At 46.5% G+C, this 20298-nt stretch carries 9 protein-coding genes; 5 read left to right on the top strand and 4 right to left on the bottom strand.

Annotated elements, in window-relative coordinates:
* Window positions 1-3 precede the first annotated feature (3 nt).
* The 5 genes from DWU89_RS09125 to DWU89_RS09105 are packed head-to-tail and all read left to right on the top strand — an operon-like array spanning window position 4 to window position 10439.
* Window positions 4-1434, top strand: a complete 1431-nt coding sequence (locus DWU89_RS09125) for a family 43 glycosylhydrolase (protein ID WP_115499345.1) — start codon at window positions 4-6, stop codon at window positions 1432-1434.
* Window positions 1435-1440: 6 nt separating this feature from the next.
* Entirely contained in the window at window positions 1441-3435 is a 1995-nt protein-coding gene (locus DWU89_RS09120) for a DUF5054 domain-containing protein (RefSeq protein ID WP_115499344.1), read from the top strand.
* 16 nt (window positions 3436-3451) lie between these two features.
* The gene (locus DWU89_RS09115; RefSeq protein WP_222940348.1) at window positions 3452-5914 is read left to right on the top strand and encodes a beta-galactosidase; all 2463 of its coding nucleotides are present in this window, start codon (window positions 3452-3454) and stop codon (window positions 5912-5914) included.
* Window positions 5915-5927: 13 nt separating this feature from the next.
* Window positions 5928-8846, top strand: a complete 2919-nt coding sequence (locus tag DWU89_RS09110) for a glycoside hydrolase family 2 TIM barrel-domain containing protein (protein ID WP_115499342.1) — start codon at window positions 5928-5930, stop codon at window positions 8844-8846.
* A gap of 9 nt (window positions 8847-8855) precedes the next feature.
* Entirely contained in the window at window positions 8856-10439 is a 1584-nt protein-coding gene (locus tag DWU89_RS09105; RefSeq protein ID WP_115499341.1) for a glycoside hydrolase family 43 protein, read from the top strand.
* Window positions 10440-10626: 187 nt separating this feature from the next.
* On the opposite strand, the gene DWU89_RS09100 is transcribed toward DWU89_RS09105, so the two are convergent.
* The 4 genes from DWU89_RS09100 to DWU89_RS09080 form a co-directional block, all read right to left on the bottom strand.
* A complete protein-coding gene (locus tag DWU89_RS09100) occupies window positions 10627-11787 on the bottom strand; it encodes a 6-bladed beta-propeller (RefSeq protein WP_115499340.1) in 1161 nt (386 codons plus the stop codon).
* Window positions 11788-12581: 794 nt separating this feature from the next.
* Window positions 12582-14042: a SusD/RagB family nutrient-binding outer membrane lipoprotein gene (locus DWU89_RS09090; RefSeq protein ID WP_115499338.1), complete on the bottom strand. Its 1461-nt coding sequence runs from the start codon at window positions 14040-14042 to the stop codon at window positions 12582-12584.
* 20 nt (window positions 14043-14062) lie between these two features.
* The gene (locus DWU89_RS09085; protein WP_115499337.1) at window positions 14063-17287 is read right to left on the bottom strand and encodes a SusC/RagA family TonB-linked outer membrane protein; all 3225 of its coding nucleotides are present in this window, start codon (window positions 17285-17287) and stop codon (window positions 14063-14065) included.
* Window positions 17288-17831: 544 nt separating this feature from the next.
* Complete coding sequence (locus DWU89_RS09080; RefSeq protein WP_115499336.1) at window positions 17832-20021, bottom strand: glutamine synthetase III family protein; 2190 nt, start codon at window positions 20019-20021, stop codon at window positions 17832-17834.
* Window positions 20022-20298 lie beyond the last annotated feature (277 nt).

Genomic DNA, 20298 nt, shown 5'->3' with positions numbered 1-20298 from the left:
ACCATGAATAAAGTCTTGTTATTTAATTTATTGTGTGTGTCTGCCTTCACAATCTTGTCCATCGGTTGTACTTCCAAACAGGCAAGGTTGCAAGACGAAGTAAAATATCCGGGTATTGCGATGGCCAGGATGCTTAATCCGATTGTGCCTGCTGGGGTTTATATTGCAGATCCGGAAGTAAGGCTGATGCCGGATGGAAAGATTTATCTGTATGGTTCCCGGGATGAACCGGGAACGGCCTGGTGTTCCCATTCCTATCATGTGATGTCCTCTTCTGATCTGGTTCATTGGGATGTGGAACAGTTTTCTTTTGCGACGCAGGGAGCTGGGAAGCAGACCGATTATACGGAAGAGGTGCTTTATGCGCCGGACTGCATATATCATGATGGGCAGTATTATCTGTATTACTGTCTGGCTGCCGATGGTGAAAACGAAGGGGTAGCGGTTTCTTCTTCTCCTTACGGACCGTTTAAAAACGGACTGGCGATAAAAGGTATCACAGGAATAGACCCTTCTGTTTTTATTGATGACGACGGACAGGCTTATCTGTTTTGGGGACAAGGAAATGCAAAAGGGGCGAAGTTGAGTAAAGATATGTTGTCCATCGAAGGGGAAGTTCATGAACGTTTACTGACGTATGAGGAACATGCATTTAATGAAGCCAGTTCTGTGCGTAAGATAAACGGGACTTACTATTATATATATGCCGGCCACCAACGACATGGCAAATCGAATTGTGCTACGTTGAACTATGCAACAGCGACATCTCCCTTCGGGCCTTATACCTATCGAGGTGTTATTATTGACAATCTGCACAGTAACCGGAGGGTCGAGAATAATCATGGTTCGATTATAGAAATAGATGGACAATGGTATATCTTCTATCACCGTCCTACTCATGGAGGGACTTCTATGCGGAAGGTATGTCTTGAACCGATCTTCTTTAATCCGGATGGAACAATTCAGGAAGCCGAAATGACCACCCAAGGAGCTGGAGGCCCTATTTCTCCTCTATTGCGAATGGATGCAGCGAGGGCTTGTCTGATGTTGGGGAATATGACAGTCGCTGTACGTCGTCCGGCTGATGATATTCCAGTGGAGTATCTGTCTGAAATCCGGAATGGTGATTGTGCCTGTTGGAAATATTATGATTTCGATGCGTCAATGGTCACTCATTTTGTATGTAAGACATGGGGGAAGAATCAAGCTGGTAAGATTGAGATACATCTGGATGATCCGGCAGGTGAACTGTTAGGAACCTGCGAAGTGGCATCGATGGATGGAGAAGTCGCTTACGCTATACATGAGACTGAGATCAAGCCTGCTACGGGCAAACGAGCTTTAGTGTTGGTTTTCAAAGCTACATCGCCTGTTCCCGACGGACAGGATCTGATGAATTTGGAATGGTTTACATTTGAGAATCGAATAAAATAAAATATCATGAAAACTTTTTTTATCAAATTTTATTTAGTTCTATTGTGCAGCTGTCTGACAATAAATGCCGGGCAGGCACAGGTTAACGAAGAGGTCTCGAAGGTCTATGTCGTATTTAAGACCCACCTTGATGTCGGGTTTACCGATCTGAGTTCTGTTGTTGAGAAACGCTACGTCGACGAGTTTATTCCGAAAGCATTGGATGTGGCGGAAAAGTTGAGGGCGGACCGCTCCGGTGAAAGATATGTCTGGACGACCGGCTCCTGGCTGATCTGGAAATACCTCCAAACAGCTTCGGATCAGGACGTGGAGCGTCTGGAAAAGGCGATCCGGCAGGGTGACATTGTCTGGAACGGTGTCCCCTATACGGTGGAAACCGAATCGATGAACCTGGATTTGCTGGAAACTAATTTGTTGCTGGCACATAAGTTGGACGAGAAGTACGGCAAGAAGACGATAGCCGCCAAGATGACGGATGTACCGGGGCATACCCGCAGCATCATTGCTCCGATGAACCGGGCCGGCATCCGTTTCCTGCATATTGGAGTGAACCCGGCATCTCCTATCCCGGGCGTTCCCGAGTTTTGCCGCTGGAGGGATCCGGATGGGAACGAATTGATCTTGGTCTACCAGCAGGACTACGGTTCCGAAAATCTGCTGCCGGGAGGAAAGACAGCTATATCAGTCAACTTTACCGGTGATAACCATGGACCGCATTCGTATGATAAGGTAAAAGAAATCTACTCCGATCTGCATAAGCGTTATCCTAAAGCGCAACTGATAGCTGCTTCCTTCAATGAAATCGCACAGGAATTACTGGATATGAAAGCCTCCCTGCCTGTCGTGACTTCCGAGATAGGCGACACCTGGATCTATGGATATGGAAGTGCTCCGGTCCGGATGGCGAAATTCAGGGCGCTCTCTTCTCTCTATTCGAAATGGCTGAGGGAGAAGACGTTGGATCGTGGCAGTGACGAGTCCTTGAACTTTGCCGTGGAACTCGGACTGATCGCTGAACACACGCAAGGGATGGATATCAAAACTCATCTCCGGAACTGGGATAAATATGACATGGACCTGTTTCTTGCCGCCCGTTCGACCGAACTGTTCCGGAAAGTGGAAAAGTCCTGGAAAGAGATCGACTGGTATATCTATGATGCGATCAATTGCTTGCCTGAACATTTGCAACAGGAGGCATTGGCCAGGATGAAGGAAATCGATTCTCCCGTATTGCCGGTATTCTCGAAAAAGAATGTCGGCGTACGACCCGAACCCTGGAAACTCTCTTTGTTGAAAAATGATAAATTAAAAGTGGAAGGCCTGTTTTACCAGATGTATGACAGCCATGACTACGATCGCTATCTGGATAATTATCTGCGTGCCCGTTATAATTGGGCGCTGGATGATCTGGGCAAAACCGGATTGGACCGTTCGAAGGCTGTCAGTGTCTCTTTGCCTGCGCTGGTCGTAAAACGGGAAGTACAGAAGGAGAAGAAAGGAACGCGCACGCTCTCGGAACTGTCTTTCCCTCGGCATGAAGGCGTGGATGCACGTGTGTATCCGGAGAAGATGATCGTAAACAGCCTGACTTACAGGGATGGAAAGAAAGCAGAAATAGAATTGATCATTTTCAATAAACCGGCAGTCCGTCTTCCCGAAGCCTATTGGCTTTCATTCAATACGGACGATATCGTCTCGCTTGTTGCCGAGAAAACAGGGGCGACGGTCGACCTGCTCGATGTGGTGGAGAAAGGGAACCGGCAGCAGCACGGAATAGACCGTTACGTTGATTTGATCACTTCCGGCGGAACGGTCCGTATCTGGAGCGAGGCTGCTTTCCTGATCAATGTGGGGGAAGCAAGAGGTATCAACTATTCGACCCGATATCCGGATAAGCGTGGCGGTATTCATTTTAACCTGAGTAACAATCTTTGGGGAACGAATTTCAGTATGTGGAACGAAGGCTCACTGACGTACCGCTTTATTGTGGAAATGTTATGAATTTTAATAGATAAATATGAAGTATATCTCAAGAAGCTTATTGCTTGCTTTAATGGTTTTTGTTAGCCAATTGTCTTTTGCACAGAAGAAGTTTGTTCATCCGGAACGTGTTCGCTATGACGGTTCGTGCATGACGATTGAAGGAAAGGATGTGTTAATTTATAGTGCGGCCTTTCATTATTTCCGTTGTCCGGAGGAATTGTGGAAAGATCGTTTTCGTCAGATCAAGGAGGCCGGATTTAATACGGTCGAGACTTATGTACCCTGGAACTGGCATGAAAGGACCATGCCGCTTAGCCTGGATGATACGACTCGGTTCGATTTTTCCGATCTGAAGCGGTGGCTGAAGATGGCGCAGGAAGAATATGGTTTTTATACGATCGTCCGTCCGGGGCCTTTTATTTGTGCCGAGTATTCGGGGGGCGGTTATCCGCGTTGGCTGGCCAAGTTCCGTCCGGAAAGTGTAGAGGGTTTCTGGTTGAGAAGTGCGGATTATCGACATATCCGCTGGGCGCAGCATTGGTTCGATGCTGTTTGTAAAGCTGTGGCAGATGAACAGATCACACGTAAGCCGGTTGGCGATAAAGGGATCATCCTAATTCAAATCGAGAATGAATACAACCATCATGACTGCGACGGAAAGGAAAAATTGTTGAAAGCCCTTTATAGTTCTGTCCGCAAGAGCGGGCTGGATATTCCTGTCTTCACCTGTCTGACGAATGAGTGTCGTAGTAGCCAGGAACCGGATTTGTTTCAAGTGTTCGATAGCGACAATTATTATGTTGGCCTTTCTTCCGCCCCTGATTGCGCTTATCGCATGAGTAACCTGAAAAAGGCACAGCCGGATGCGCCGGGATTCGTGACCGAACTCCAAGGAGGATGGTTCTCTTTGGTGACAGGACGTTTGAGCGAAGACCATTATTCGGATGCACGCCATTTTAAGGCTGTAGGCCTGATGTCATTGTTGGGAGGAGCCACCGGCATCAACTATTATATGTTTTTTGGCGGGACCCACTTTGCCGGATGGGGAGCGCGTGGCATGACTACCAGCTATGATTACAATGCTGCGATCCGCGAAAATGGCGCATTGAGCGATAAGTATTATGAAGCGAAGGCGATCGGACAGTTTATACGGGCTTTCGGACCTCAATTGGCCCGTTCGACCGGTGGCCCTTGCAAGGTCGAAGGAGGAGTGAAATCATTGTTCGGTGGTGTCCGGGTGGCAGCCGATGGAACCCGTTTTGTCTTTTTGCACAATACGGACCCGAAGAATCCGGTCAAAGGAAAAGCTCGCTTGATTCCCGGTAAGCTGGATCGTCCGACCGAGTCGATGTATAATATTAATCAGCATGGCGAAAAAGTCCTGATTGCAGCTCCCGAAACGGGCGGCGACAAGATGATGACGGTCGATCCGATAGATGTCGATTATGACATGCCTGCTTTGGGCTCGAAAGTTTTGGTGATCCCGGCAGGTAAGTCTGCCAAGCAGGGAAAATGGTGGCCGCAGGAACAGATGCGTCCGTTACGTCCGTCCCGTTTGCCGGCTTCCGTTCGTATAGCTTCTGTGCAAAAGAAGGAAGATGCCTTTACCGAGGCTGATTGGATGCAATTGCCGCGTTTGGTCTCTTTGTCCGATTTGGGGGTAAACGATTTCCGTTACAGTTTGTATCGGGCACATGTGCAACTGGCAGCAAAGCAGGCTGTGGACGAGCGTTACCTGTTATTTAATATGTTTACTCGCGATATCGTTTCTGTGCAGGTAAATGGGAAACAAGCCAAACGTTTGTTCCCGGATCATGCAGATGCGCAAAGTTGGATTACGCGTGATTGTTTTGAACGTATTCGGCCGGATGAATATGACAACCGTTTTGATGTGACCGGACTTTTAAAAGAAGGAGATAATGAAATCATTGCAGTGTATGAAAATTTAGGACATGCCCATGGTTATTTCCCTATGGAGGAATTGGCCGGTATCCGTCAAGGAGGTCTTTCTGTTGTTGAATCTGCTCTGACCCATCCGTTGCAATGGGATTGCGCTACAGATATGGCAGGTGTGACAAAAGGTTGGATACAGCCACAATTTGTACCGGAAGGCTGGCAGTCTGTAACATTGGATACGATTTGTGAAATACCTCATAAGGGGAATAATGTACAACCGAAAAGAGAGCCGGATGGTCTTTTCACTTGGTATCGGATCGAATTCGAGCTCCCTAAACAGAATACTGCTGTATGGATTCCTTGGTTAGCTCGCATCCATGCCTCCGGCAATGGATATATGTGGTTGAACGGACATAATATCGGTCGTCATTGGGAAGCTGGTCCACAACGTGAATACTATCTACCGGAATGTTGGTTAAATTGGGGGAAAGAAAAGAACGTATTAGTAATGGGCTTACGTCAGACTGAAAATAGTGCAGTTTTGAATGCTGTGGAAATAGCTCCTTACATTGATGCGGCTGAAGTCAGAAATAATAAATAAATAGATAGAGGTTATGAATTATAAAATTATTTCCTTTCTCGTTCTTATTGTTATAACTTATGCTTGTACTCCCACTTCTGCTTCCTCTGGTCGGGAAGTCCTGGATATGAATACAGACTGGGCTTTTTACCGGGGAGAAGTAAAGGATGGTAGCCGGAGGGAGTTGGACGATTCCGGGTGGATGGCTGTCGCTTTGCCGCATATCATGCAGTTGGAAACGAAACATTGCGGAGGAAATTCCATTTATGACGGGATCGGTTGGTATCGCCGTTATTTTAAACTACCGAAAAAGTATAAAGATAAACGGATAGTCGTTTCTTTCGAAGGAGTTATGACCAATTGTACTGTTTATCTGAACGGGCAAGAGATTACGGAACATCATGGCGGCTATATGGGATTCGTATCAGACCTTACAGACCGGATCGACTGGGAGGGAAATAATGTCCTGGCTGTCCGTGTCTCTGCCGAATACGATCCTCTGACACCTCCGGGGAAACTGCAAGATAAGATGGATTTCTATTATTACAGCGGTATTTACCGGGATGTCCGGATGGAGATTACGGATAAGATTTATGTAACAGATCCGTTACAGGAAGATCTGGTTGCCGGCGGAGGGCAGTTTGTTACGTTTCCTGAAGTGACAAAAGAAAAAGCAAAGACTCATGTGGCAACTCATATCCGTAATTTGACAGACCAGGATGCAACATTGTCTGTCCTTTCCAGGTTGAAAGATTCTACCGGCCGTGTCGTGTCGGAGATAAAGACCCCTGTTGATCTGCCTGGACGGTCTGCCTGGACAGTCGGACAGGATTTGATTGTTGAACGACCGGCCTTGTGGCATCCCTACGATCCCAATCTTTATACGTTGCAAACCCAATTGCTGTCTGAAAATAAAGTGCTGGACGAAACAGTTCGTGAGATCGGTATCCGTACGATTCGCTATACTGCGGAAGAGGGTTTCTTTATCAATGGAGAGAAACTGTATATGCGTGGTGCAAATCGTCATCAGGCTTTTGCCTATGTCGGCGATGCCGCATCCAACTCGATGCAGGTGAGAGATGTGATCGATCTGAAACGCGGCGGTTATAATGCTGTTCGTGCGGCCCATTATCCGAATGATCCCGCTTTTCTGGATGCGTGCGACCGATACGGTTTATTGGTGGTCGAATGTATTCCGGGCTGGCAGTTCTATAATCCGGATTCGACCTTCATCAAGCGGCTTTATGGGGTCGGGCGCCAGATGATCCGGCGTGACCGGAATCATCCGTCTGTCGTGCTTTGGGAAACGGCTTTGAACGAGTCTCGCTATCCGGTATCTTTGGCGAAAGAGATCTTTGACCTTTCGCATGCCGAATATCCGGGTGACCAGATGTACACGGCTGGTGATTATTTCGGTCATGAAGAGATGGAACCTTATTATGATGTCTTTTATAAACAGGTCTCCAAATTCCCGAAAGATGGGGATGTGATGAGTAACTATCCGGAAGATTTTATCTCTGTCAAGCCTCTGTTTACCCGTGAATGGGGAGATGGTGTTGGCGAAAAGCCGCGTGTCAGCCTACAAGAAAACGAGGAAGAGCAGATGCGTCAATGCCGTAGCCGTATCGAACAGTTGAACGGTAGAGGATATTTCGATTGGTGTATGTTGGATGCCAATCCGCATATGGGGGGACATTTTGTCTGGAGCTATAACGATTATGCGCGAGGTAGCCAGGACGAAACCATGTATAGCGGCGTTGTGGATATCAACCGTTATCCGAAATTTAGCTACTATATGCTGCAAAGCATGCGTGATAAATCCGTCTCACAACCGGGGCTATATGAAGGACCGATGGTCTTTATCGCTTCCTATAATGCATCTGCGGTTTTTACCTCTTCCACTACGGATATTACGGTTTTCTCCAATTGTGACGAAGTCCGTTTGTATCGTAACGATAAGCTGATCGGGACGCAGACGCGGGAAGAACGAACGCCACTATACCGTTCGGTCGTAGAAAAAGGAGGAAGCCCGGTCTTTGTCTTTAATGCCGGAGGGTATGAGGCCGGCGAGCTGAAGGCCGAAGCTCTGGTTGGAGGAGCAGTCGTGGCTACGCACCGTGTAAGTACGCCGGAAAAGGCGGATCGTTTGGTCGTGGATATCAAGACAGACGGTATTATCCCCATAGCCGATGGATCGGATATGATCCCTGTTTATATCAAGGTTTGTGATAAAAACGGCTCGCTGGTTTATGACTCCGGGCAGGAAATAATGATTCAGGTGTCCGGCGAAGGTGTGCTGATAGGAGATACGATTCGCCGAATCGGAATAAATCCTCAGAAGGTAGAAGGCGGTGTCGGCTTTGCTTTTGTCCGTACGACGAAGAAAGCCGGCAAGATAACGGTGAAAGCGACAGCAAAAGGTTTATCGGCAGGTGAGGCGGAGGTTGTGACGAAGCCGTATAAAGGGACTTACGTGGCGGACGGACAACATGGCCTGTTTGGCGGTAAGGAAGAAGATAACGTAGTGATCAAACCTACTTTGTGGCAGAAACGTATCCTGGAGAAACCTCGTTTGAAGATCGCTTCCGTACAGGTCGGCAGTAGCCAGAACGGATATCCGGCTTCGAATATTATAGATAATGACGACCATACCTGGTGGATTGCAGGAGAGGATAAGTTGCCGCAAGTCATTACATTGGTTTTGGAACGTCCGACTTACGTGGCTGCCAGTCGTATCCTTTTTCAGAAAGACAGTTCTTCTTATAAACACAAGGTGGAGACATCCACTGACGGGGTACATTGGGAATTGTTGTATGAGCGGGAATGTACAGGATGGGAATTCAAACCGATGATCGTCGACCGTGAAGTGAAATATGTCCGTTTGACCATCGAGGATGTCTCCGAAGGGCGTGCTGGTCTGGGTGAGATGTCTCTAATAGTAATTAATAAATAAGGATATCTGATGAAGATTAAAACATTTTTGATAGGAGGCTTTTGTTGTTTAAGTCTTCTTACCATGAAGGCACAACAGGTATGGACTCCGGACAATGGAGACGGAACATTCACCAATCCATTGATGTGGGGCGATTGGCCGGATCCCGATGTGATCCGGGTTGGAGATGATTTTTATTTTGTTTCTACCAGTATGCATTATGTGCCGGGATCGCCGGTCGCCAAGTCTAAAGATTTGGTGAATTGGGAAATTGTCGGCTATGCAGTCGATCGGTATGATGAAGATCCTCGCTACGATATGAAAGGCGGTGAACTTTATTTGAATGGTTCCTGGGCTAATTCTATCCGGCATAACAAGGGTAAGTTTTATGTCGCTTTTTGTACGCCTTACGGTTGGGGTACGGAAACCGGACACTTTTCGGTTTGCGAAGCTGAGAAGCCGGAAGGACCTTGGATGCGGACTATATTTCCGGAATATTTATATGATCCGGGGTTGTTTTTCGATGACGACGGGAAAGTCTATGTTGTGCATGGACAGCATAAGCTATATGTGACGGAACTAAATGAAGATGTGAAGTCCGTCAAAAGTAAACCGATCGAAATTTGGAATAAAGGCGTAGATGATGCCCGAGGATCGGGTAAAAGAGCCGGAATGGAAGGATCTCATGTTTATAAGATAAATGGAATGTACTATATCACTTGTCCGGCGGGTGGGACGGAAGGATGGCAGGTCTGCCTTCGTTCGAAAAATATTTATGGACCTTATGAATCCAAAGTAATTATTCAGGATGACACTTCCTATCCGGTAAACGGTTTACATCAAGGAGGGATGGTTCAGTTGAAAAACGGAGATTGGTGGTTCATCATTATGCAAGATCGTGGTCCGATCGGACGTGTTCCTTATTTATTGCCGGTCAAGTGGGTAGACGGATGGCCCGTATTGGGTGTAGAAGGGAAAGATGCCATTACATATCCGAAACCGACTGTCGGAAAGAATCATAAAATGAAAGTGCCTGCGACAACAGACGAGTTTGATGGCAAGCGTTTAGGTTTGCAGTGGCAATGGAATCATAATCCGGATAATGAAAAATGGTCGCTTCGGGAACGTCCCGGTTATATGCGTCTGAAGGCGTCTAAAGCTATTGATTTGAAGAATGCCCGCAATACGCTGACACAACGTGTGCAGGGGCCTAATTCAACCGGAACAGTCGAACTCGATCTCTCCGGTCTGAAGGATGGGAATATAGCGGGTTTCGGCGTTTTCGAGTCTCCGTATGCTTATGTAGCGGTGCAACAGGAGGGCGGAAAACGCAAAGTGGTTATGTGCAACGACGGGAAAATAATCGAAACGCCGATAGAAAACCTTACGCAGGATAAAATCTGGATCCGGGCGCGTGTGACCGATAAGGGCTTTACGGCTCGTTTTTATTATAGTCTTGACGGAGCCTTTTTCTCTCCGGTCGGCAATGTCCTGAATATGGGATTGGGATTGCCTTGGACGGCTAATCGTTTTGCCCTGTTCAACTTCTCAACAACGGAAGAAGGGGTTGACGGTATCGCTGATTTCAACTGGTTTCGGTTTTATGGGAAATAATTGTTTGGTATATATATCGCTTCACCTTGTTTAATACGACTTGCTATCAGTAGACGTTCTTCATCACTGTATTTCATAAAATAAACCCTAAAAGTTAGACAAACAACTTTTAGGGTTTACTTCTTTTATTCGTAATGTTTTAGGTTTGCAGATGAAGGTTTGAAGGATTATTTTCGGAAAACTTTTTTTATCTTTTCAGCTTCCCTACAAACATCAGATTATTGTCATTTTCGTGTAACGAGCCAGCCAGCTCTTTCAGCTTCGCTTTGTCCTTATCCGGGCATTTTCCGGAGGTGAGATGGGTTTCGATCATTTCTGACAGGGCGCCCGGTTCTATATTAAACATGAACCAGCCTTTGTTGAAGTGGATGTTGGGGTTTGAAACGGGCAGGTTGCCATAGAAGTCGTTGACCAGACGGAATTGCGTGGACGACATTTTTTGTTTATCCACAAGCACGGTCCCTCCTGGTATAAACTGTCCGTCGACCCAGGTATAATAGTTGGTTATGACGTGGTTCGGAAGTTCCGTGTAAATATGGTAAGGCTTTTCGCCAAGGCCTGGGAAATTCATGGTGAAGCGCGGTATCAGCCGGTTTGCTTTTGTGTCGTAGGTATAGGTCGTGTCGACACCTGTATAGAAGAAGTCAAATGTTCCCGTGTTGCGGTAAGAGAATATTTCGCCGTCAAAATTCGAAGCCAGCATATATGGGCTTGCCGGTACCTTGTCCAGAATATTTCCATCCGTATCTACCCGGAAAGCAAAAGGCGCACCCTCTTGGAACGGCATATGGATAACGGAAAGCGTACCGTCCGCATTTATCTCGATCTTCGCCTTATTTATCTGGCCGGGCAGGTTGATGTCTTTTATCCATTTTCCGTCGAGTCCGTACATCATGATTTTCTTCCCATAGAATGGGGTAAGGAATATATGGCCGCGTTGTTCGTCGATGACCTCATCGTAGGTTGTCAGCGCATATTCGCCCGGACCGTGCCCCATTGCACCCACGTTGCAAAGGAATTTCCCGTCTTTGTCGTATAGTTTAACCACGTCGGATTCCTGCCGGATGCAGATATAGTTGTCGCTTACCTGTATCCACCAAGCCTTGAACATTGCTTCGTCAGACGTTTCAAAACGTACGATCCGGCAGTCTTCCACCAATTCGCTAAGAGGTACGTCAATTGTGTCCTTAACCGTTTTCAGGTCGCAGATATATAGCGGGCCGTCCGGGTTTTCGACTATTCGGACGCTACCGTCGTTTGCCTGCATCGATTTTTGAGTGGGGGAACCGCAACCGGCAAGGCTTGTTAGCAGGATAGTTGCGAATGGAAGAAGTGCTTTTACTTTCATATTTGTATTGAATTAAATGAATTTGGAAACAAAAGTATGAATAAATCGTAGATACGAACTATTCATACTTATATAATAAATAGAAGATTAATCTATATTAACGAGGAAATGACAGTTCGTTTTCTTTTATTGCTTATTGCTTCGACGGTTCCGAGGTGAATAGGTTGTACAATGGAATGGTCCATTGTGCATATTGAAATAAACTCGAATCTTCCACTTCGAAATAAGGACTTATATCCATGTATAAGAACTTTTGTGACAAGTCATACATGTTTTTCTCTAATTTCATGATTCTGTCGGCGTATTTCTCATAGAATGTAAATCTGAAATACACAATTTTCATGGAGGAATCAAAAGTGAAACTGAATTTAAATTGTTTTAGAAGGCTTATATCCTCCTGGTCTATGCCTTTGAAAGCACTTTTAACGATGGAGGTGACAAGTTTATTAAATGTATCCTCGTTTTTACAGATACAAGAGTTATTACAATGTCCGGAATTTTTTGGTCTAACGTCTGAGATATTTTTAGGTGTCAATTCTATATGTTTGGATATTTTAGTCGGAGTGACTTTGACATCAAAATAACGCGATGTTTGTGCAACCGCAAACGTGTTGCATAAAACGAAACTGATTATTAGTAGGATGTTTTTCATAATGTTTGATTATTAAATTCAACAACCGTATCAATTTAAAAGCGCCCTTCGAGCTGGTATCACTACCCACCCGAAGGGCTAAAAGTGTGTCTAATTAAGGTCCTTTCCTGGTTAATCTTAGTTATTTACAAATAAGAAAGTTTCATTCGTTCGGTGCAACATCCCACCATACGCGAGTGTCGAAATTGTCCGGTCCCTGTGCAGCTATTGCAGCTTCGTAGTTGGGTACATTCGTGTTGTAATCATCCGGATAATAATGACGGCGGTACGGAACATGGGTTACTGTTGCTGCGCTACCCGGTTTCAACTTCGGCACGTTCAACCGGCGCCAGTCGGACCAAGCCTCGATGCCATCCTGCATAAAGTTGCCTAACCAGCGTTGCATCGCTATTTTTTCTATCTTTTGCTGATCTGACCCCGTGAATGCGATCTCGGGTTGAGCACAGTAAGCATCGACCTGGCTGTCCAATCCGTATTGGCCGAAGGAAGCGGCGATACCTGCTTTATATAATGCTTCTGCATCGGCATTTATCCATCCGCGGACGGCTGCTTCTGCCTGAATCAGTAAGATATGTGAGGGCGAAATGACCACCATCGGTGAATTTTGCTGGTAATAACGAGGGTCGAAAGTCGCACAATCCGGGTAGTTTACAATTTCCGCCTGTGCAATACCGTACGGAACACCTTCATATTTACCTTCACTGTTCGGGTCTGCATAAACTTCCAAACGCGGATCGTTATAGGCGATCAGCTGGTCCAAAATCGTTTTGGACGGGGCAAAGTCTTTACGACCGGAAACAATGATATTGTTATATAATGGATTCTCATTCGCTGTTTCTGGCAAGTATTTATATTCCAAGCGGTCATCGTTACTAACCATGCCTCCGTCTGCATAAGCCTTTGCAAAACGAGCTTTTCCGGCTGCCGGATCTACGTCTGACAGTTTGATCGCCAGCATCATACGCGTAGATGCATTGAGCTTTTTCCAGCGGGCGATATTGCCGGCATACAGGATGTCGAAAGTATTATCCAATGAGCCGGATTCGTCGAACTGGCTGTATGCTTCGGATAAATCACGGTCCAGATCCTCGTAGATAAATTGTTGCGTATCATATTTGGGAGTAAAGAGACCATCGTCGCCTTTCAATGCTTCTGTGTAAGGAAGCATTCCTACGACGTCGGTCATGTGCATATAAATGAATGCACGCAGCGTACGGCAGGCGGCAATCTGGTTGTTTCTATCTCCCAATTGAACCACATACGACTCGTTTGCCGTTTCCTCATCTGTGTTCAGTGAGATGATTGTATTCAGGTTACGGAGACGTTCGTAGTAGAAGGGACCCAGGTTGAAGTCGGTCATGGCATATCCGCTATATTGGACATTTTGTCTTTCTGTGAAATATTGCGGGTATAACTGGTTCCAGGGATCATACGTTCCGGTCATGGTGAACTGCGGGACTACCCGGCAGGCGTATGTAAACAAGAAACGTGTCTCCGGCATTGACGGGTTGTTCGGGTCAACGTTTGTGTCGCCGAAATCCCCGCAACTGCTAAATGTCATTAAGCCGGTTAATGCTATTGCTATAAATTTTATATATTTCATAATTCAACTCCTTATTAAGTTTAGAATGTAAGATTTACTGTAAGACCGAAAGAACGGGTAGAAGCTGCCTGTCCTCCTTCTATATAATTATAGGTTGCGCCACCTGATTCAGACGGGTCGATGTTGGGCACGCCGGAATAGATCAACCAAGGATTCTGTGCAACAAACGATAAACTGGCTTTCTTTATACCAGACTTTGTTTTGTCAAGGAAAGCTGTGGGAACGTCGTAGGTTACGGACAGTTCGCGCATTTTCAGGTAACTTGCATCATAAACATAATCTTCCCAGATCAGACTTTTGCGTGACTGGTAATAATAGTTAGCATCGACATAAGCCGTTACAGGTCTGTATGTCCCGTCGCCATTATCGACAACGCCATCCATACGGACACCACCGCCGTCGGCAACACTGTTACGGATCGGATTTCCTTTATCGTTCAGTCCGACTGTAGAGGTCAGCAATCCGGAACCTTCACCGAACATATTGGTTGCAGATGCTATTTCACCGCCGATCTGGAAGTCGAAAGAAGCACTTAACCTGAAGTTCTTATAACGGAGAGAAGTAGAGAAACCTCCGGTCAGATCCGGCTGGATATTACCTAATTCTTCCTGTGCGCTTGCATCGAGCAGCGGGGCGTAAGGGCCGTAAACATGGTTAGGATCGGCACGTTCTGAAAGGATAATACGTCCTTCCGGGTCTTTTGCCCATGTGGAACCACGGATCACACCGATCGGTTTGCCGACTTCGGCATACGAGTAGACGCGTGTGCTCCAGCTCATCCAGTAGATCTGATATGTGTCTTGTCCTTCAACCAGCTCTTCCAGTGTATTTCTGTTTCGGGCAACATTGGCGTTGATATCCCACGTCCAGTCTCTTGTGCTGACCGGCGTGCCGCCTAATGAAAGTTCGATACCTCTGTTACGGATCAGACCGGCGTTCATCTTACGGCTTCTGTATCCGCTTGCGGGAGTCGTGTTCACGTTGATGATCTGGTCCTTGGAGTCACGGTTGTAGAAGTTGAAGTCTCCCCAGAAACGGTTTCCGAACATCTTGAATTCCGTACCGACTTCGAAAGAAGTTGAGATTGTCGGTTTGATATAAGGATCTTTCAGGTTCGTGTCGTTCCACAGGTTGGAAAGCGAGCCGTATTTGATGACGTTGCCGTCAGCGTCTTTCAGTTTATAGGTCGGATATACATTGTATGCACTCATCGTAGAACCTACCTGTGCCATGGAGCCTCTCACTTTCCAGTAGTCCAGCCATTCAACATCTTTCATCCAGTTGTTCACCATTACAGCAGCCGAAAGGCCTCCGTACAGGTAGCTGTTTCTATCCGGATGCAGTGTGGAAGTCCAGTCGTTACGCAGTGAGAAGTCCAGATAATAAGTATCGTCCCATCCGAAAGTACCGGTTCCGTAGATACTTTGTTCCTTCATGTCCGTTTTGGAGTTGCTACCACCGGCCAGACCAACGGAAGCAGCCGTACTGAAGAACTTATCGAGGAAAAGCCCGTCGCGTGTAAAGGCGCTTACTTCGTTATAGGTATAATTTCTGTTTTCAAGGAATAAAGCTGCGTCTATCGACAAGCGGTCATCGACGAAACGGCCTCCCCATGTCAGACGTCCCTGTACCTGCATGTCGATCAGCGAGTTTTGTCCCTCATTGTAGGTGGATACTTCGTCTAAGACATTCATCGGCATCTTGCCTTCGGTACGCTGGTTGCGGATATTACCGTTCATCTTGACACCGGCCTTGATGTTCCAGGGTAATTCCAATTGTGCGTCTGCGCTGAATACATTCCACTGGTAGATATCCGTGTTGTTGATTTCATTATACAGGGCAAACGGGTTGTCATGGAACTGAGGCGTCAGGTTTGTCGGGCTCGTAATGTTCCAGGAGCGGAAAGTACCGTCCGGGCGTTTGTAGTCGCGTAACTGGCTGAGGTCGACATTCGTATGTCCCCATTGCTGGTATGAGTAAAGCACGTTACCAGCGCCTGAATAACCTTCAACTGCTGCGTTGTGGTTTTTCCGGTAGGTGTACTTGTAATCCAAAGAGATTGTCAATCTGTCCATCGGCTTGAATTGTGTCTTGGCCGAAAGGAAGCGGCGGACAGCGTTACTGTTGGGGGCTACACCGTCGCGTGCCGAATTGGTGAATGAGACGCGTGTCATGTAGTCTTTACCGGAACGGGCAAACGAAAGGTTTGTCGTGTTGGTGACTCCTGTGTCGAACAAATCGTTCAGGTTCATCTTGGAAGTCCATTTATCCGTCTTTCCGAACAGCGGGCTTGTCGGATCCCAAGCATACCAGGGAGCGTATTCACGTCCGTCCAGTTTCGGTCCCCAGCTGGCATCGTCGGCATAGTCGTAATATTGAACGCCATCCAATGCTTGCAAGTAGGAAGGATGTCTGGCTGGATCATAGTGGAAGACGTCCATTTCTGCGTCTGCTCCGTAATAACCGCCTCCGTATTCTTTCTGGATATCATTGTGCAGGTACACTTTTTCAAAAGAAAGCGTGTGGCTTACGTTGAATTCCGATTTTTCACCGGTAAGCCCTTTTGTCGTAATGATAATGGCTCCGTTTCCACCGCGTGAACCGTAAAGAGCTGTGGCTGCCGGCCCTTTCAATACGTTGACAGCTTCCACGTCGTCCATATTAATCGAGTTTGCATTGGTAATGATACCGTCCACAACATATAACGGTTCGCTACCGCCTGCATCAGTCAACGAACTGGTACCGCGCAAGACGATCTTACCAGCGTCGAACTTGGCTCCCGAACCACCTAAAAAGCGGACACCGGCTACTTTACCAACCAAGGCGTTGTTCAAATCCGTTTGGCGGACAGCCTGCAGGTCTTCTGCTTTTACCTGTTGGGTCGCGTATCCTAAGGATTTCTCTTTACGCGTCAATCCTTGTGCAGTGACTACTACTTCGTCCAGGAAAGCGACATCCGATTGCAGTACGACCGCGATAACCGGTTTCACTGCTACCTCTTGTGTTTTCATCCCGACGAAGGATATCTGGAGGATTTTAGCATTTGCTGGAACCGACAGGGAGAAATTCCCGTCAACGTCTGTTATCGTACCGAGCGTGGTACCTTTTACTGCGACGGAGGCTCCTGGAATAGGTAAGCCGTCATCGCCTGATGTAACTGTTCCCTTTACTTGCGTATTCTGGGCAACAATCATACTGATTCCTATCAAAAGGAATTGAAAAATAATAATTAATTTTTTCATCATAATACACATTCTTATAAGTTAGACTAATCAATACACACTGACATATTAGTTACCATAGTCTTTGTAGAACTATGTTTGTATTTTAATGTTATTGATAAAAATTTACTCTTATGTGGTAATTATAATGTTAACCCTGTGCTTGTTGTCTAAGTTGTTGATTAAGTGTATGATCTGATACGTAATAATACGTATATGGGGCTGTCAGGTTCTTTAAATCATGAAAAACAATCTCTAATCAATGGTTCTATTGTAAATGTTTAATAAATGCCAATGTACGAAGTGCTAATTTTTTTTATTCTTGTCTTACTTTTTTTGTCCAAATAAATTGTAGTTACAATCTTTTTACATATTTTTGCCCACAAAAGAGTGTTCAACTATATAAAAATGTGTTTATGAGAAGCAGTTTGATGATTATTACGGGCCCATTTACTTAGTTTGATTGTATTTTAACTAAGTTCTACAAAGACTTATGTTTATGAGTAATAAAAAAGACTGACTTATTTGTATAAAGCCAGTCTTTGATATGAATAGGGTAAGGTTAATATTAACGAATGAATAGCAATTCCCGGTATTTTGGCAATGGCCACATCTGATTATCAACCATCAACTCGAGGTCGTCTATATGGCTGCGTATCTCATCCAGATAAGGAGCGACCGTGTCGTGGTAAGCAATTGCCTTGCTGCGTAAGTCGGTGATGCGATTTGCTTTCTTGCGGGCTTCCACCATTTCGTCTGTCATCCGGGTCACGGCGTTGACGTGTTTTGATATATTACGTACCAGACGGCGCGGTTCGGTCGACAGTTCGTCATACTCTTCTTTGTCGAAGGTCTCCTTTAGCTTTGTGATGTTGCTCAGCAGCAAGGATTGATAGTGGAGGACGACCGGGATGATATGGTTCATCGACAGGTCGCCGAGGACGCGGGCTTCGATCTGTACCTTTTTAATATACATCTCCCATTTCACCTCGTTGCGGGCTTCCAGTTCCTTCAGGCTCAATACTCCCGTTTCCTTGAACATCTTGATGACTTCAGGCTTCAGGTAAGCGTCGTATTGCAGCGGGACGCTGTTCTCGCAGTCCAGGCCGCGGCGGGCAGCTTCTTCTTTCCATTCATCGCCATAGCCGTTGCCGTCGAAACGGATGGGTTTGGATTCCTTGATATAGGCTTTCAGTACTTCGAAAATGGCGGCTTCCTTGCTTTTGCCTTTTTCACGCAGCGCCTCTACATCTTCCTTGAACTGGCGGAGCTGGTAGGCAACGGCCGAATTCAGTGCCAGCATGGCCGAACCGCAGTTAGCCGACGAACCGAGTGCACGGAACTCGAAGCGGTTTCCGGTAAAGGCGAAAGGAGAGGTACGGTTACGATCCGTATTGTCCAGCAACAGTTCGGGGATCTGTCCGAAGCCTAAGTGCAGGCGCTTCTTGTCGTCTACTTCGATGGCATCTTCGATGGAGCAGTTTTCAAACTTGTCGAGTATCTCTGTGATCTGTGTTCCCAAGAAGGATGAGATGATTGCAGGCGGGGCTTCGTTGGCTCCCAGACGGTGTGCGTTGGTTGCCGATGCGATGCTGGCTTTCAGCAGGGCGTTGTATTTATATACGGCCATCAGCGAGTTGACAACGAAGGTGATAAACCTCAGATTGTCTTCACGGTCTTTTCCCGGAGAGAAAAGGTTGATGCCTGTATCGGTCCCCATCGACCAGTTGCAGTGTTTACCGGAGCCGTTCACACCCATGAAAGGCTTTTCGTGAAGCAGCACACGGAAATTGTGGCGGCGTGAAACTCGTTTCATGACCGACATCAGCAATTGGTTATGGTCGTTTGCCAAGTTGCATTCTTCATAAATAGGCGCCAACTCGAACTGGTTCGGGGCAACCTCGTTGTGACGGGTCTTGACCGGAATACCTAATTTGTAACATTCCGTTTCCAGATCCTTCATGAACTCCTGTACCCGGGAAGGGATCGCTCCGAAATAGTGATCGTCCAACTGCTGGTTTTTGGCACTTTCGTGTCCCAGCAAGGTGCGTTCCGTCAGTGACAGGTCCGGACGGGCGGAATAAAGGTCTTCGTCGACCAGGAAATATTCTTGTTCCCATCCTAAATATGTGATGACTTTGTTTACCTCTTCGTTGAAGTAGTTGCAAACGTCTTTGGCTGCTTCGTTCAACACCTCGATCGAACGGATCAGCGGTGTTTTATAGTCCAGCGCCTCACCTGTGTAGGCGATGAATACGGTCGGGATACATAAAGTATCGTCTACGATAAACGCAGGTGAAGAAGGGTCCCAGGCCGAGTAGCCGCGTGCTTCGAACGTATTGCGCAATCCGCCGTTCGGGAAGCTGGACGCATCCGGTTCCTGCTGGGCGAGCAGCTTGCCGCTAAATTCTTCGATCATGCCGCCGTTGCCGTCATGTTCCACGAACGCGTCGTGTTTCTCGGCTGTGCCGTCGGTAAGAGGTTGGAACCAGTGGGTGTAGTGCGTGACTCCTTTTTCCAGTGCCCACATGCGCATACCGGCAGCCACATGGTTGGCTATTTCCCTGTCGATGGGCGTACCATTGTCGATTGCATGAGTAAGTGCCTTGTAGGTTTCCTTGGAGAGGTACTTTTGCATTGCCTTCCGGTTGAAGACATTTTCACCATAATATTCGGATACTTTCTGATTGGGAGTGATGGCTTCCACAGCCTTTCGGTTGGATGCTTTCTCCACTGCATTGAAGCGTGAGATTGACATACAGTTTGTTTTTATGTTATACCGCCTGCAAAGATACAAGCAAATCTTTATTCCATCTTTCACCCGGTAGTTAAAAATAGATGAAAGAGTGTCATAAAGGAAATAGTGGGGCGATATGCCAATGATAAATTATTATTTATAGCTTATATTTGTCAAGTTTTGAATCTTCTGCAAACCTGACAAATTACAATAAGCCTCCTTGCCGCAGGCTCTCTTTTGCCGTTGATTTCAGAGACTGTGTGAAAAAGGCTTATTCTCCAATCAGATCAATACGCAG

This window comes from Parabacteroides acidifaciens, from assembly GCF_003363715.1.
In the GTDB taxonomy this organism is placed as follows: Bacteria; Bacteroidota; Bacteroidia; order Bacteroidales; family Tannerellaceae; genus Parabacteroides; species Parabacteroides acidifaciens.
This window is presented reverse-complemented; position numbering and strand designations above follow the sequence as displayed.